The following is a 14,699-nucleotide window of genomic DNA, read 5'->3' as shown; positions in this document are numbered from 1 at the left end:
AGCGATATTAGTCGATCAGCTCAACGCCCGAACTTACTCGCGATCCGCACTGTCGCTGATCTCGTCGAGTAGCTACGGCTGCTGCGTCTGGGGCGCTGCGCTCGCTGGTCCGGACTTCTTCGACAAGCTCACCACTTTGTGGTTTCCGTCGTTCCGGCACGTGGGACAAGTGCTCGGTCGGTGAGGGAGCGCTACGGTGCCGGCACCACGTGCCGGTTACAACGGGCAAGCTGCCTGGTCGAGTTGTCGTTGCAGGTCCTGGGCGGATTGGTAGATGACCTGTAGTTGCTGAGCTTGGGTGTCGGGCATTGTGTGGTCGTCGTGCAGGATTTCGGCCCAGCCGAGGATTTTGGCGACGGGGTGGCGTAGGTGGTGAGCCAACTCCCGCTGGTGGGGGTCACCGGCGGCGTCGCGCCACAGCATGCTCAAAGGGCTTGACCCGTTTCGACGGACAGGGTATCGGCTGACGTTCTGATCAGTCAGATCGGTACCGGGGGGACAACATCGCGCATCACCATGCTCAGCACGGTCCAGTGTTTCTGGACGCTCGCCGCCACGTCGATCTCGAGCACGAGCCACCGCTCGACCCGCTCCCGCAGCGTCGGCGTCATCGACGGGGAGGCGGCTGAACGATCATGGTCGGATCGAGCGCGGCGTAGACCTCGCTGCTGGTGATCCGGTGATGCCGGGACTCGGCGAGCGTCTTCGCCGCGAGCGCCATATCTGCCCCGGCCCGCGGAACGTGCAGGACTGCCGTCGGCCGGCTCGGCCTGTCCGCCAGCGGACGCGCAACGATGTCTTACGCAATTCGGTCGAAGCCATGGGCAGGGCTTGCCCGTTTTCGGCGGCCCTTGGTGTCCGCTGTGAGGGCGTCAGTCCCCTGATTCTGTCTGCGTAAGTGAGATGACCGATAGAGCCAGTCCTCGAACGGCTGACGCCGCCGGCAGCGCAGGACCTCGGGGCGAGTCCGGCGTTGTGAGGTCAGGAGCGGGGCTCTTGCCCGCCGACGCGATGTCACCGCAATCGCGATGGTGACATAAGGTGCTCGTTCGAATACTTCCGGTTGGTGGCGGTGGTGGTGTGCCCTCAATGCGGCGGTCCCATGCCTCTTCGAAAGCGCAGGGACGCCGTCTACTGCTCGCCGAAATGCCGAACAAGGGACTACCGCAGCCGCCGAGCGACTCTGAAAGACCGACCTCATCGGATTTCATGATCCGCTGCCGGGGGTGCGATCGATGCTGGGGAAGCGACGACCGAGATCCCTCGGCCGAGTTCTGCTCGGCACGATGCCGCGCCCGCCACTGGCGAGACCGCGGACGCGCCGCAGCCGGCCAGCGCCGAAAGCCCTCATCGTTGAGTGGTGTGTGACGACGATCGAGGTTGATCAGTAAGCCTCTTCAACCTGATCTTGCAAGTCAGGGCGGGCTGGTCGGGGGTGGTGATCGAAGAGCGCGAGGCTCCAGGTAGGGCAGCGAATCGACCAAGACCCGACCGAGCGCATCCGCGACCACCGTCAGCACCGCGGATCGCGATGGCGGCGACTGGCCCTGTGCCGTCAGGCCCTGCTCGCCCTGGCCCACCTGCGCAATGGCGACACCTACACTCGCCTTGCGTCCGGCTTCGGGATCACTACCGCCTGGCGCTACGTGCAGGAAGCGATCGCTCTGCTCAGCGTGGCTGCCGATGACCTCACCGGCGCGATGCGGCGCATCCGGCAGTTGGCGTACGCGATCCTCGACGGCACGCTGATCCCGATCGACCGGGCGGGTCATGACGGTGGCGACACGCAACGGTATTCCGAGAATAAACCGGAATCACATCGCGCCATCGTAGAACTGATGGAGCTGTCGTCAATGGGAGGTACCAGTGTTCCGTTTCGAGCGCATTCTCGCGGACGTCGACTATTGGTGGAACAACGGGACCTCCGCGGCCGCGCGAGGTGTGCGGCGCGCCTATGACGTACTGCCGGGCTCGGGGGTGGGTTTTGACAGTCACGGCGACGACGGCCCGTCGATCAGTTATGCGGGGGTCGCCGACGGCCGCTCCCATGTGCTGGCGCCGGCCGAGATGTGGCGTCAGGGCGAGCGGGCGGGCGCGCCGCGGGTGCGGCGCTCCGGTGGCCGGCTGCTACGGCCGCATCGGTGGGCTGCCGCGCCGGAGCGGGCCGATCTGCTCCTGGTCGGCGCCTATGCCGGTCAGGTCGGCGGGCTCGGTCTTGGAGCGTGTCTCGTGGCGCCGCTGCGGGTGCACTACCGGGTGCCGCTGCCGGACGCGCCGGAGGACTGTCTGGCCCGGTTCGGCCGCAAGGACCGGGAGAACATCAGGCGCGCGCTCAAACGGCATGACTGGAGGCTCGAGATCGGCGAGCGGGAGTCCGATTTCGAGTTCTTCTACGACCGGATGCATGTGCCGACCATGGCGGCCCGCCATCACGGATGGGTACGCAGCGAGCGCCGAGCGGTCGCCCTGCATCCCCTGTTCCGGCGAGGCCGGCTGTTCTTCCTGCGACGTGACGGCGAACGGGTCGCGGGGGTGCTGTGCCGGGTGCACGAGGACACGCTCAACGTGCGGCTCGCCGGTGTGCTCGACGGGGACTCCCGCCATTATCGTGACGGCGCTCAACTGCTGCTGTACCACCTCTTGCTGGAGTGGGCCGCCGGGCAGCGTATTCCGTACGCGGAGATGTCGGGTTCGCGGCCGTTCATCAGCGAGGGGTTGTTCTCGTTCAAACGCAAGTTCCGCCCGGAGATCGTGCTGCCGGGCACCCATTTCCGGGACAAGCGGCTGCTCATCGTGCCTCGCCGCGACACCCCGGCGGTGCGTTCGTTCCTGCGTGATCATCCGGTCATCACGGCGGATCCGGGCGGGAGGCTGGGGGTCGTCTATCCGTACGACGCCGGGCGGCCACCGCGCACCGATCTGCCGGGGGACTGCGCCGGTCTGCGCGGTCCGGTCGAGCTGGATCTCGACCGGATGCTGGCCGGGCTGCCGGGCGCGTCGGCGCACCGGGAGGCGACGGCGGTCACATGAGGCCGGCGGCGGTGGCCTTGCGGATCGCATCCACCCGGGACACCGCCTGCAGTTTCGCGTACACGTTGGTGAGGTGCCTTTTCACGGTGCCCTCGGTGATGAAGAGCCGGTCGGCGATCTGCGCGTTCGACAGGGCCTGGGCGAGCAGGCGCAGCACCTCTAGCTCACGGGCCGACAGCACACCCGTGCCCGGCGGCGGCGCCGGTACCGCGAACGGTGAGCGCTGCACCGACACCAGCACGGTGTCGGCGTTGCGGTGCACCGACCGGATCGCGGCGAGCAACTGGTCGCGGCCGATGGTCTTGGTGAGGAACGCGGACGCTCCGCAGCTGAGCAGTTTCTGCACCAGACGCGGGTCGTCGTGCATGGTGAGGATGATGATGCGGGCCGACGGCACCGCCTCCCGGATCTGTTCGACGGTCTTGGCCGCGCCCTGGCCGGGCAGCTCCACGTCGAGCAGGACCAGGTCGGGGTTCAGGCGGCGGGCCAGGGCGACCGCTTCCGAACCGCTCGCACCCTCCGCCAGGACGGCGATCTCGGTCTGGTGGGTGATCAACTGCCGCAGGCCCTCACGGAAGAGGGCGTGGTCGTCGACCAGGATGACGCTGATCTGCTCGGCCGACAGGTCGGTCACGGACGCGACCCCAGCGGGACGATCGCGCGGACGCTCGCGCCCCGGCCGGGGCGGCTGACGAGTTCCAGCCGGCCGCCGAGCGCGCTCAACCGCTCCCGCATCGAGGCGAATCCGATCCCGGAGGCGTGCCGCGGGCTGAACCCGGCGCCGTCGTCGGTCACCTCGGCGACCACCGTGTCCTCGTCGACCCGGATCCGGACGTCGAGCTGGGCGGCGTCGGCGTGCAGGAACGTGTTGTAGACGGCTTCCCGCAGGATCAGGTAGAGCTCCTCGGCCACGGTGGGGTCGAGCCGGCCGGGATCGCCGGTGATGGTCACGCCGGTCCTGATGTGCGGGCCGGCGAAGCGCTCCACGTACGCGGTCAGGGCTTCGCCGAGGCCGCGGCCACCGAGCGCGTCGCGGACCTCGGTGGCGATGGCCCGGATGGTGGCGATGGCCTCGTGCAGGCTCTGGCGTGCCGTGGCCAGCTGGTTGCCGGCCCGGCCCGGTTGCCCGGACGTCGAGTACAGCTCGTGCAGCTCGAGGCTCTGCAGGGCGACGCCGACGCTGTGCGCGGCCCGATCGTGCATCTCCCGGGCCACCCTTTTGCGTTCCTCGCGCTGGGCGCGCAGGTTGCGCTGCAACAGCGCGTCGACGTACGCGGTGGCGGCATGTCCCATCCGGTTCATCAACGACCGGTTCAGGTGCAGGGCGATGCCGACCACCTGCCGACGGTCGTCACAGTCGCGGGTGAGGACGCGAAGCGCGCAGGAGAACAGGACGTCGGCGGCGAACCAGGAGTCGAGCGGGTGCGTGCCGTCGCTGCTGCGGGTCTGGCCGATCTCTGCGCTCAGCTGCGGCTCGGGGACGGGGACGCCGCCGCGGATCAGCGAGTCCACGTCGTCGAGCACGGCGTCCACCTGCCGTCTTAGCTGCTCGCTGCGCTCCCAGGTGAGGAGAAGGGCGCTGTCGGCGGCCTTGAGCTCGCGGACTATCGCCTCATAAATCTCCTGGCGCTGCCCGGCGGAGACCTCAGGTTTCGACGTCTGTTCCTCGTCGTGGTGCACTGCCATTCCGAGTCCCCGTCTGCTTTACCGTGCGCGCTCGCTCCCCCCGCCGGAGATTACCAATTCCATTGTCATGCGACAAGCAGACCGGCCGTCGCGGCATACACCGCGAGGACCGTGCCGTGCACCAGAAATTGGGTGACCATGAAGGATCGGTAGGGGAGACGCCGGTCGGCGCGCAGCGTCGCTCTGCGGGTGCGGAGCAGCGTCGCGGCGGTGACCGCGGCGCCGGCGGCGAGTGGCAGCGCGTACCAGATCAGATTGTCGCCGACATGGACCGCGACCGCCACGAAGAGCGCGCCCACCGTCAGGGTCCCGGCGGCGATCATTCGGGCTGCCGATTCCTGGCCGAACATGACGGGCAGGGTCCGGCGTCCGGCGGACCGGTCGCCGTCGGTGTCGGACAGGTCCTTCGAGGACCCGGCTACCGCCATCCAAGCCGACAGGAACAGGGCGAAAACGGCCGACTCGAGGGTCGGGCCGCCCGACGTGGTGAGACCGCCGGCGGTGTAGGTGAGCATTCCTCCGCCGAGCACCACCAGCGCGAAACCGGGCATCGACCCCTTCAGCGGCGCGCGGCCGCTGGAGTAGGCGAAGCCGAGCGCCAGCATGGCCAGCGCGAGCAGCGCCTCCCGCGGATCGGCGAGCGCCGCGATGGTGAGGCCCGCGACCGCCAGGCCGCGGACGATGGCCCGGGCTGCCGGCAGGGGCAGCTCCCCGGTGGCCAGCGGCCGGGCCGAACCGTTGCGGCGGTCCTCCACGACGTCGGTGGTGCCGTTGTGCAGGTAGATCGCCGCCACCACGCACGACCAGCCGACCCCGGCGGTGAGCAGCCGCCAGCCCGAGACCGTTCCGCCGGCGAGCAGGGCGCCCGCCAGGAAGCGCAGGGCGAAGATCACCTGTACGCAGGGCCGCGTCTCGCGCCAGGCCAGCCGGGCAGCGGCGCCGTCCGCCAGCGGGCGCCGGGGCACGCGCTGGCGGACGGCGCTCTCGTGAACCGTCATGCCATGGTCTCCTCGATTCCTCGCCGGCCGTGGCCCGGCCGGTACGTCGCGGGTCAGGCGGCCAGCCGGCCGGCCAGACACCTGTGCAACGCGGTCCGCACGTCACCGAGGCGGCCGCCGACGATCACGCGGCCCACGCCGACGTGACGCTGGCGGTCCGAGGCGAGCCGGGGGACATCCTCGGCCGGCACCTCGTCGCCGGGTGCGGTGGCGCGTACGGTCCGCACGTCGGGGTTCTGGCTACCCAGCAGCTCGGCGATCATAAACTCACGCTCGTCGATGAGGTTGGCCTGTCCGACCACCATCGCCCGCGGCGCCGGCAGCGGCGGCACACCCTCCCCGAGATGGGCGCGGAACGTCCACTCCGCCCAGTCGGCACCGGTGATCCGCTCGACCAGGCCGACCAGGCCACCGCCGGAGAGCCGGAATCCCATCTCGACGAACTCGGGCCCCCGCTCACTGCGGATCACATCGACGTGGAAGGGGCCCTCCCGGTATCCGGTCGCGGCCAGGCAGCGGGACACCAGATCGACGAACGCCGGATCGGCGTACGCCCCGTGCGTGCCGATGTGCCCCAGCTCCCGGAACCCGCGCAGCCCCGGGTCGGTGCCCACCGGCTCGTGCGCCGTCAACTTCTCGCACGTCGTCAGGACCGTGCCGACGCCGTCGTGCGCGATCCCCTGGATCGAGAACTCGGGACCCTCGACGTACTCCTCCACCAGGATCGCGGAGAACGGGCTGCCGTCGTAGTTGGGCGTCCGCAGCACCGACCGCAGGGCCGAGTCCCGCTCCCGCGCGTCCCGGACGAACATCACCCCGAGCCCGCCGCCACCGTCCGCCGGCTTCACGACCTGCGGGAATCGCAGGCCGGCCGCGGCCGCCGGGAGACCGGCGACCGGATTCCACCGCACGTGCCGTGGTTGCCGGACCTCCGGCGCCCGCCCGGCCAGCGCCGCACGCTGCCCGAGCTTGTCGAGCGGAGCGAAGTCGCGGCCCACGGCCGGCCAGGGCGCGACACCCAGGCTTCGGGCGGCCGCGAATGCGCTCGGCGCGTACCGTTCGAAACCGGCCAGCAGCAGCACCGGCGCCAGGCCCTGGGCGGCGAGGGCGGCGCGTACGTGCTCCGGATCACCCGGTTCGGTCACGCCGACCTCCAGGTCGAACGGCCGGCGCCCGAGGACCCGCCGCCACCGCAGGTACGCCGGTGTCTCGACGAGGACCGCCGGCAGCCCTCGGCGGCGGGCGCAGTCCAGGTAGGCGTCCAGCCCGTCACGGGTGGCACCCACCTGGACGAATGCGTCGATCCGCATCACGCCGGTCCTCAGTTCGCGATCTGGATCCGGCGCAGGTGCCGGGACCGGTCGGAGAACGCGTTACGCGCGTGCAGCAGCCGCCAGTTGTCCCAGACCAGCATGTCGTTGGGGTGGTAGTCGATGCTGATCTGGTCGCGGTAGAAGTTTTCCTTCCACCGCTCCTGCAGCGGCACCACCTCGTCGTCGTCGGCCCGGACCAGGTTGTTGCAGGAGAACCGCACGATCATGCCGTCGGCGTGCTGTTCCAACACCGGGTGCTTGGTGTGCAGGTCGAGACCGAGCCGGTTGACGCCCTCGGTGGTCTTCCACTCGAACTCGGTGCCCTCGAGCAGCTCGCGCTCGCGCTCGTCGAGTTCGGCCACCCACGGCGCGGTGTCGGCCAGCGTCGTCTCGCCGCCCGGGCCGCTGGCGGGCGTGACGCACCACAGCGCGATGTAGCGGGGCGGGAGGACGGTGAAGTCGTAGCCCTCGCTGTGCGGGGTGAGCGGGCGGGTGTTGCCGGCGTGGTAGACGTCGTCCATGCCGGGTTCGGGGCGCACGTCGCCGACCACGGCGCCGGTGTAGTTGGGCACGAAGCCGCCCAGCCCTCGGCAGAACTTCACCTGGTCGAAGGAGTCCGGCACGTTGCACATGAGCACGTAGCCGTGCTCGTCCATGAGCTGCCGGAAGGTGCGCTGCAGCAGCTCTTCGTCGAGGGGGTCGCCGTTGAAGTCGGTCTGCGACAGGATGCTGATCGGGGACGATGACACGAGGCCTCCAAGGTCTGACGGGGCTTTGCGTTCCACTCTGGAGCCGGCCGGTTCAGCCGGTGTGGTCGCGCGGTTCAGTGCCGGTGTAGTGCGCCGATCACCCCCAGACGACGGCGTCGGTGAGTGACTCGCCGGGGAAGCCGACGAAGAAGCCGAGAGTGGTCCGGTCGGCGCCGTGGACGCGTTCGATCTCGTGGTAATGGGTCGGGTTGATCAGGTAGACGTCCTCGGCACGCGGGCGGAACGTGTGGACCGGTGCGCCGGCGACCACGCCGGCGTCGTACCCGAGACCGCCGTCGATCTTGAAAGCCTCGTCCTCGGGCCGCCATGACCGCTGATAGATGCGCAGCTCACCGCCTTCGTCGCACTCCTCTACGCAGACCACGCAGCTCAGCTGGTGACGCAGACCGGCCAGCGCCAGGCCGGTGTCCCGGGCGTCGCGCATGATGTTGTCGTTGTGCAGGGGGTTGCTCACCCCGTCGGCGTGCACACGGACCACGGCGTCGCCGTACCGGCGCCCGTCCGGCTCCTCGGCGGGCCGCAGGCTGTGCAGGCCGAACTCCTTGGTCAGGGCCTGCCGGACCTGGGCGCTCAGGTCGAACGAGACCTCGTCGAGCCGGTTCTCGGCGGCCCGCGCGGCGGTGAAGTAGTCGTCCGGGCGAGACAGGTACTTCGCCAGGTAGGGGCCGATCGTGGTGAGCGCGCCGTTGACGTATCGCGTCGTGGTGGCGTCCGAGAAGATGCGGCGCAGCCGCTCCCGGTTCGCGGCGAACTCCGCGGCCGGCAGCAGGCCCCGCAACCGCACCACCGCGACGTCGCCGTCGATGAGCCGCCGCAGCAGGTCCTGGTCGGCCTGACCGCCGCCGGCATCGCACTCGACGCGGGTCCAGTTCTCGTTCTCGGTCATGATTCCCGATTCCTTCCGTGTAGGTCGAGCACGACGTTCGGGGGCAGCGGCTGCCAGCGGTGTCGTGCGGCGAGCGACGGGATGACCTCGGACGACACGACGTCGAGGCCCGGCCGGCGCAGGCGGTGCATGCCGAAATAGCGGGGGTACGCGTTGCCGGCGGCGGTCCAATGCACCACGTAGGACCGGGTCGGCGTCATCGCGATGGCGTTGCCGGAGCTTCCACCGGGCGCGATGGCCCGCAGCCGGGCCAGCGCCTCGCTCTCGACGAGTTCGGTGGCGCCGGCCGGTACGAGGTAGTCGAAGTACTCCGCCGAGTCGAACCGCGAGGCGGCCAGGCCGAGGTGGCGGTACACCGTCGGCAGGAAGCCGTTGTGCATGAAGTACCAGGGCACCGGGCCGTCCGGGCGGTGCAGCGGATGGGTGAACGGCTCGCCCAGATTGTGCGGCAGCGTGGCGTGCCGCACGTGGATGGCGAGCACCGGGGTACGCAGGCCGGCGAACGGCGCCTCGTGCCAGCTGTCGGCCATCGGCCGTACGTCACGGTGACTGCGCAGGCCGGTGGGGGAGCCGGGATCGGCCCACACCGCGCCCCAGCCGTTGGGGTGGCGGGTGATCGGGCCGTCGTGGTCGGCGGTACGGCCGGTGCTCATGGCGACCGCCGCCCGCACGATCCGCGGCACCGGCACGTCACCCGTGGCCACGATCAAGCGGCACATGACGGCCCCTCACCGGCCCGAGATCAGCTCGGTGAGCTGAGGCCCGGCCGACGCGTGACGGGTCGTGATGACGGCCTTGTGCGGGTCGCCGTCCAGGACCGCCGCGAGGATCGAGCCGCCGGTATCGCCGGCCGCCGGAGCCGGGCCGTGGTAGAGCAGCCGCAGCCGGTCCAGGGGCAGGCCGCTGACCTCGGTGAGGAAGTCGCGGTCCGCGGCGGTGCCGTCGCCGGTCCCGGCCAGCACCTCGTGCAGCCGGGCCAGGCGCCCGGCGAACGCCGGGTGCTCCCGCGTGACGAACCGGTCCAGCCCGGCCCCGCACCCGGCGAACGGCGCGTACACCATGCACACGAGCTGTTCTTCGCGCAGCCGGTAGGACTCCCAGGCGAACTCGTTGATCCGGCGCCGCAGCCGGGCGGCCGCCCCGTCGCCGTGATACCGCTCGGTCATCATGTCGACCAGCAGGTCCGGGAACTCCTTGCGGCGCATCAGGCCGACGGCGAACTCGGCGTACTCGGCCAGCCCTTCGGCGTAGTCGCGCCCGAACATCCGTTCCGCCTTGAGGCCACGCAGGTGGGCCATCAGGGCGGGGTTGGCGCAGTCCGACTCGGTGAAGCTGAAGGCCAGCTCGTCGAAGCGGAAGCCGAGGAACTCGGTCAGCAGCTGCCAGTGGCTGCCCGACGCGTACTCGGTCTCGTCATAGATGGAGAAGAACAACAGGGCCGGGGGTACGGCCGAAGTGATCCGCCGTTCCTCGACGGCCGGCCCGGGGCCGTGGATCTCCGCGAAGTAGACCTGCGAGACGGCGTCGAGTGAGGTCAGGAAGCCACCGAAGCCCGTACCGCCCCCGCCGCGGCGCGCGCCGCCGAACCGTCGTGCCAGCCGGTTGACCCACACCGCGTACGCCCGCTGCTCCTGCCGCGAGTCCCCAGTGATGATCACGTCGACCCCGCCGTCGTGGCCCGCGGCCAGGCCGAAGGCGTTGACCATGCTCAGGTTGCAGGCGTTGCAGAACGTGGGCCGTGCGTCCGCCGCCGTCCGGTGGCCGGTGAGCAGGACGTCGAGCCGGTTGCGGTCCAGCATCGCCGCGGAGTGCGGCGCGTCCGCGGTGAAGCCGCGGATGTCGTCGGCGTCGACCAGCAGTAGCTGGCAGTCCGGGTCGTCGTGCAGACCCAGGGCCTGGTAGACACGGTCGATGTTGGCCATCACGGCGGCGGGCATCCCGGCCTGCCGGTTGGTCACCACGCGCAGGGCGAAGGTGGCACCGTGCTGACGCCACAGCCACAGCTGCATGGCACGGACGAAGAACACGCTGTAGGAGCTGTCCTTGCCGCCGCCGAAGGCGACCAGGACCACGTTGTCGGGTAGATGCGGCTTGGGCAGGGCGGCGAGCAGCCGCTCCGCGCAGCGCTGGAGACTGGTGCGATCTGCTTCGGAGAGTCTGCTCAGCATGTCGCCGAGCCTCTCCGCGCGGTCGTTCGACATGGCACGTCCTCGGTGTCTCATGCGCCCGCGGGCACGGCGTGTGATGCGAACGGGACCCGGGTGCCGGCGGCGTTCAGCGCGGCGTCGAGCAGGCCGATCGCGGTGTCCGCCTCCTCGGCGGTGACCGTCATCGGCGGTGCCAGCCGCAGCACGTTCCCGGCGGCGCCGCCCAGGCCGACGAGCAGGCCGGCGTCGCGGGCGGCGGCGAGGACTCGCCGGGCCGACGCGGCGTCCGGGCGGCCGGTGACCGGGTCGGTGATCTCCACGGCGAGCATCAGCCCGTGCCCGCGGACCGCCCCAACCATGTCGTGCGAGCGCGCCAGTACGCGCAGGCCGTCGAGCAGCCGGGCGCCCATCTCGCCGGCGCACCGGCGCAGGTCCCGTTCGAGCAGGTGGTCGACGGTGGCCAGGGCCGCGGTGGTGGCCAGCGGATTGCCGCCGAACGTCGAGATCGACCGCCCGGCGAGGCTGTCCAGCAGCGAACGGGAGCCGACCACGCCGCCGATCGCGAAACCGTTGCCGAGCCCTTTGGCGAAGGTGACGGCGTCCGGCACCACACCGTGCGCCTCGTATCCCCACCAGTGCCGCCCGGTACGCCCCCAGCCGGTCTGCACCTCGTCGCAGATCAACACCCCGCCCCGGGCGGCTACCACCTGCTGATATCTGTGCAGCAGGCCCGGCGGTGGGGCGTGGAAACCGGCCAGGCCCTGCACCGGCTCGACGATGAGCGCCGCGACCGGGCCGCCGGCCTGGTCGAGCCGCCGTTCGAGGTCGGCGACGCAGTCACCCACCGCCGGCACCCGCCCGTCCGGGCCGGGGCGCCCGTTGGCGGCCACCGTCACCCGGAACGGCCCGTGCGGGGTCGGCTGCCAGCCCGGCAGCGACGACACGGCGCCGGTCGCGATGGTGCGCCCGTGGTAGCCGTCCGCCAGCGTCACGACGTGGTTGCTGCCGTTGCGGCACAGCGCCGCGAGCAGCGCCGTCTCGTTCGCCTCGGAGCCGGAGTTGACGAAACACGCCACCGAGTCCGGCAGCCCGGCGAGCCGGATCACCCGTTCGGCCAGGCGTACCTGGGATTCTATGAGGTACAGCGTGGAGGTGTGCACGACGCCGGTGTCGAGCTGGGCGCGTACGGCGGCGCTGATCGCGGGCACGTCGTAGCCCACCGAGGTGGTCAGGATGCCACCGAAGAAGTCGAGGTAGCGGCGGCCGTCCGCGTCGATGACATGCCGGCCCTCGCCGCGCTGGATCGTGAGTGGATCGTCGTAGTAGGTGGTCACCCAGCCGGGCAGCGCCGCGCGCTGCCGAGCGGCCAGAGTCGGTGCGGACATCAGGTCTCCTCGGGAAGGTCTCGGTCGTCAGCGGAGCCGGTGGCGCAGGTCGAGCAGGCGCCGGCAGATCTCCGGCAGTTCTTGCGGCATCAAGGTCGCGGGCAGGTCGGGCAGATGCTCGCGGAGCGCGACGGTGGCCTGCGGCGCGAACCGCACGGTGCCGTCGACACCCACGTCGGCGCCGTCGAGGACGGCGACCCGGTGCGTCCAGGACAGGTGGGCGTCGAGGGACGGGCCCGGCGGCAGCCGCAGGGTCAGCGCGGTGCCCTCCAACTGGACCGGGAAGCCGCCGGGCAGCCCCAGCGGTCCGGGCAGATGCCCGATCCACCGGCCGCCGTCGGCGAGAGTGCGGACCACCTCCGCCGACACGGTCGCGCCGGCGTCGTTCACGGCCGTGCGCGAGCCGGTGCGGACCGGGCGCAACAGGCCCCCGACGTCGGGGTACGGCTCGTCGTCGAGCCAGCACCGGGCCTCCAGCTCGGGATCAGCCGGTTCGTGCAGGTGCGCATGGTGGGCGAACAGTTTCACCCGGCCCGGATCGGTGACGCCGAGCCCGGTGTAGACGGCCTCGGCCAGCGAGCCGACGTTGCCCAGCCCGCACAGCACCGGCAGGCCGCGGGCTCGCAGAGTCGGGTTGACCGCGTCGGGGAAGCAGGCGTTCACCATGGTCACCGGCGGGTCCGCGTCGGCGCAGGCGGTCGCGATCGGCGCGGCCAGGGCCGCCTGCAGAGGCAGGGTGACGGCGAAACCGGCGGTACGCACCAGGCGCGCCCAGCCGCTGTCCGACGCCCGGAACTCGGCCGGTGACTGGAGCGAGGCACACACGACCACGGTGTGCGGGCGGACCGCGCGCAGCAGCCACCGAACGTCGATGTCCGGGCTGAGCGGCAGGTCGACCGGGTAGAAGGCCGGCGCGCCCGGCTCCGGCCAGGCCGCGTGGGCCGCCTCGCACACGGCGACCGCGGCCCCCGGGGTACGTCCCACGACGTGCACCTCGGTGCCGGGCGGCAGGGTCAGCCCCGCCAGCGCCCGGCACAGGGCCCGCGAGAACGCGCCGGTGCCGATGACCACGATCGCCCGTCTTCGCTCAGTCATCGCCGGGCCCTAGTCCCCGTCCCCGACGAGGACCGCGTGGAAGACGGCCTTACGCAGGTCGCAGGCCTGCTCGACGGTCCGCGCCGCGTCGTCGCGCAGGGGCACGTAGTCGTCCAGCCCGTAGCTGCCCGAACCGTGCAGCAGCACCTCGTCGTCGCTGATCAGGCCGCGGTCGATCGCGTTCAGCACGCCGGTCGCCGCCATGACCAGCGACCACTCCCGCAGCCGGCGCGGGTCCGCCGGCAGGTGGACGCCGGCCTCGCCGAGCCGGGACCGCAGCAGCGGGTACCGCTGGAGGCATTCGTGCAGTGACACCACGATTCCGCCGCCACCGCCGGTGCGGATCAGTTCGTTCATCCGGGCCGAGGTCGGCGGCCGGTGTGTGTAGAAGGTCGGGTCGAGGATCTCGTCGGGGTGGTACGTGGTGACCGGGAACCGCAGGTCGCCGTCCTGCCGGTAGAGGCCGTCGGCGGCGTCGTAACGATAGGCCGGCAGGTGGTCGCGTTCGGCCGACCCGAAGTACAGGTTCAGCACCATGTCCGGGGTGTCGAGATGCTGTACCAGGAAGTAGCGGGGATCGCCGTCCGCCCCGATCGCGGTGTGTCCCAGGTGGTGCCCGAGCAGGCCGTACGCGCTGGACACGGCGTGTGCGTGCAGTCGCCGTTCGCCGGGCCGCGCCGGGCAGAAGTCGCGCTCGTAGAGGGCCCGTGCCGCGTCGGCGGTGCGGTAGTTGTCCAGGTCCAGCGAGTACCACAGGCGGGTGCCGGTCAGCGCGTACACCGTGTCGGCGTGCTGTTCGACCAGGCCCGCGGCCAGCGTCTTGACCGCCGAACGGTCGGCGCCGGGCAGCACCAGGACTGGGTTGCGGGCGGCCAGTTCCGGATCGGTGGACAGCGGCGACGACCACAGCTTCGGCCGGGACGCCTCCGGGACCACGACGGCGATCCGCAGCTGGTCGGGCGTGACCAGGCCGCTGCGGATCGCACCCAGCACGGCGTCGCGCAGGGCGGTGGCCTTGTTCGCCGAGGACGGGGTGACGATCATGACGTTCTCGCCGGTCCGCTGGATGTGGCCGACCGCGCGCGCCACCATCAGCAGCGACGCCAGCGTCTTGGTGGTACGGGTGCCCGGATTGCCCATCAGGTTCAGCAGGCTCAACCGGACACCGCGGTACTCGCCGAGGTCGCCGGTGGTGATCGAGCCGGCGGAGAAGTACCGCTCGAGCCGGGACGTGAGCGGCGGCAGCGCGAAGTCCGGGGCGAATCCGGCGCCGGCGGTGGGCAGCGGGGCCCGGCCGGCCCGGACCGACCCCATGATCTGCCCTAGTTCGTCGTAGTAGTGCGTGAGCACGTTCGCGGACCCGGTCCGCGGTTGGGCGACGGCGGCCAT

14 protein-coding genes and 1 pseudogene are annotated in these 14,699 nt (G+C 71.1%); 2 read left to right on the top strand and 13 right to left on the bottom strand.

All coding sequences use genetic code 11. The features are described from left to right. Positions 1-216: 216 nt before the first annotated feature. Together Actob_RS32810 and Actob_RS32805 are read right to left on the bottom strand one after the other, a co-directional pair. Complete coding sequence (locus tag Actob_RS32810) at positions 217-423, bottom strand: histidine kinase dimerization/phospho-acceptor domain-containing protein (RefSeq protein WP_284915751.1); 207 nt, start codon at positions 421-423, stop codon at positions 217-219. A gap of 56 nt (positions 424-479) precedes the next feature. Continuing rightward, positions 480-611, bottom strand: coding sequence for a hypothetical protein (locus Actob_RS32805; RefSeq protein ID WP_284915750.1), 132 nt, complete (start codon positions 609-611; stop codon positions 480-482). An 864-nt stretch (positions 612-1,475) separates the two neighbouring features. Here Actob_RS32805 and Actob_RS32800 point away from each other — a divergent pair. Together Actob_RS32800 and Actob_RS32795 are read left to right on the top strand one after the other, a co-directional pair. Continuing rightward, positions 1,476-1,764 (top strand): annotated as a pseudogene (locus Actob_RS32800) (helix-turn-helix domain-containing protein); the annotation flags it as partial. 102 nt (positions 1,765-1,866) lie between these two features. Next, positions 1,867-3,030 (top strand): GNAT family N-acetyltransferase, encoded by a 1,164-nt coding sequence (locus Actob_RS32795; RefSeq protein WP_284915749.1) that lies wholly within the window; start codon positions 1,867-1,869, stop codon positions 3,028-3,030. Here the strand turns inward: Actob_RS32795 and Actob_RS32790 are convergent. The 11 genes from Actob_RS32790 to Actob_RS32740 form a co-directional block, all read right to left on the bottom strand. Continuing rightward, the gene (locus tag Actob_RS32790; RefSeq protein WP_284915748.1) at positions 3,023-3,664 is read right to left on the bottom strand and encodes a response regulator; all 642 of its coding nucleotides are present in this window, start codon (positions 3,662-3,664) and stop codon (positions 3,023-3,025) included. The two genes, Actob_RS32795 and Actob_RS32790, sit on opposite strands and share 8 nt — an antisense overlap. Next, positions 3,661-4,716: a sensor histidine kinase gene (locus tag Actob_RS32785; protein ID WP_284915747.1), complete on the bottom strand. Its 1,056-nt coding sequence runs from the start codon at positions 4,714-4,716 to the stop codon at positions 3,661-3,663. Before Actob_RS32785 ends, Actob_RS32790 begins: the two co-directional genes overlap by 4 nt. Positions 4,717-4,781: 65 nt before the next feature. Beyond that, positions 4,782-5,714, bottom strand: coding sequence for a UbiA family prenyltransferase (locus Actob_RS32780; RefSeq protein ID WP_284915746.1), 933 nt, complete (start codon positions 5,712-5,714; stop codon positions 4,782-4,784). Positions 5,715-5,767: 53 nt separating this feature from the next. Beyond that, positions 5,768-7,024 carry an ATP-grasp domain-containing protein gene (locus Actob_RS32775; protein ID WP_284915745.1) on the bottom strand — a complete coding sequence of 419 codons (1,257 nt, stop codon included), beginning with the start codon at positions 7,022-7,024 and terminating at the stop codon, positions 5,768-5,770. A gap of 11 nt (positions 7,025-7,035) precedes the next feature. Next, positions 7,036-7,776, bottom strand: coding sequence for a TauD/TfdA dioxygenase family protein (locus Actob_RS32770; RefSeq protein WP_284915744.1), 741 nt, complete (start codon positions 7,774-7,776; stop codon positions 7,036-7,038). Positions 7,777-7,873: 97 nt separating this feature from the next. Then, positions 7,874-8,683, bottom strand: a complete 810-nt coding sequence (locus Actob_RS32765) for a 2OG-Fe(II)-dependent halogenase WelO5 family protein (RefSeq protein ID WP_284915743.1) — start codon at positions 8,681-8,683, stop codon at positions 7,874-7,876. Continuing rightward, the gene (locus tag Actob_RS32760) at positions 8,680-9,402 is read right to left on the bottom strand and encodes a class II glutamine amidotransferase (RefSeq protein ID WP_284915742.1); all 723 of its coding nucleotides are present in this window, start codon (positions 9,400-9,402) and stop codon (positions 8,680-8,682) included. Before Actob_RS32760 ends, Actob_RS32765 begins: the two co-directional genes overlap by 4 nt. 9 nt (positions 9,403-9,411) lie before the next feature. Next, positions 9,412-10,884, bottom strand: coding sequence for a hypothetical protein (locus tag Actob_RS32755; RefSeq protein ID WP_284915741.1), 1,473 nt, complete (start codon positions 10,882-10,884; stop codon positions 9,412-9,414). Positions 10,885-10,901: 17 nt separating this feature from the next. Continuing rightward, the gene (locus Actob_RS32750; RefSeq protein ID WP_284915740.1) at positions 10,902-12,215 is read right to left on the bottom strand and encodes an aspartate aminotransferase family protein; all 1,314 of its coding nucleotides are present in this window, start codon (positions 12,213-12,215) and stop codon (positions 10,902-10,904) included. Positions 12,216-12,242: 27 nt separating this feature from the next. Then, positions 12,243-13,310, bottom strand: a complete 1,068-nt coding sequence (locus Actob_RS32745; protein WP_284915739.1) for a potassium transporter TrkA — start codon at positions 13,308-13,310, stop codon at positions 12,243-12,245. A 9-nt stretch (positions 13,311-13,319) separates the two neighbouring features. Next, positions 13,320-14,699 (bottom strand): DUF6002 family protein, encoded by a 1,380-nt coding sequence (locus Actob_RS32740; protein WP_284915737.1) that lies wholly within the window; start codon positions 14,697-14,699, stop codon positions 13,320-13,322.

Origin of the sequence: Actinoplanes oblitus, assembly GCF_030252345.1 — a bacterium.
GTDB lineage: Bacteria > Actinomycetota > Actinomycetes > Mycobacteriales > Micromonosporaceae > Actinoplanes > Actinoplanes oblitus.
The sequence above is the reverse complement of the archived record's forward strand: the minus strand, read 5'-3'. Positions and strand labels throughout refer to the sequence as shown.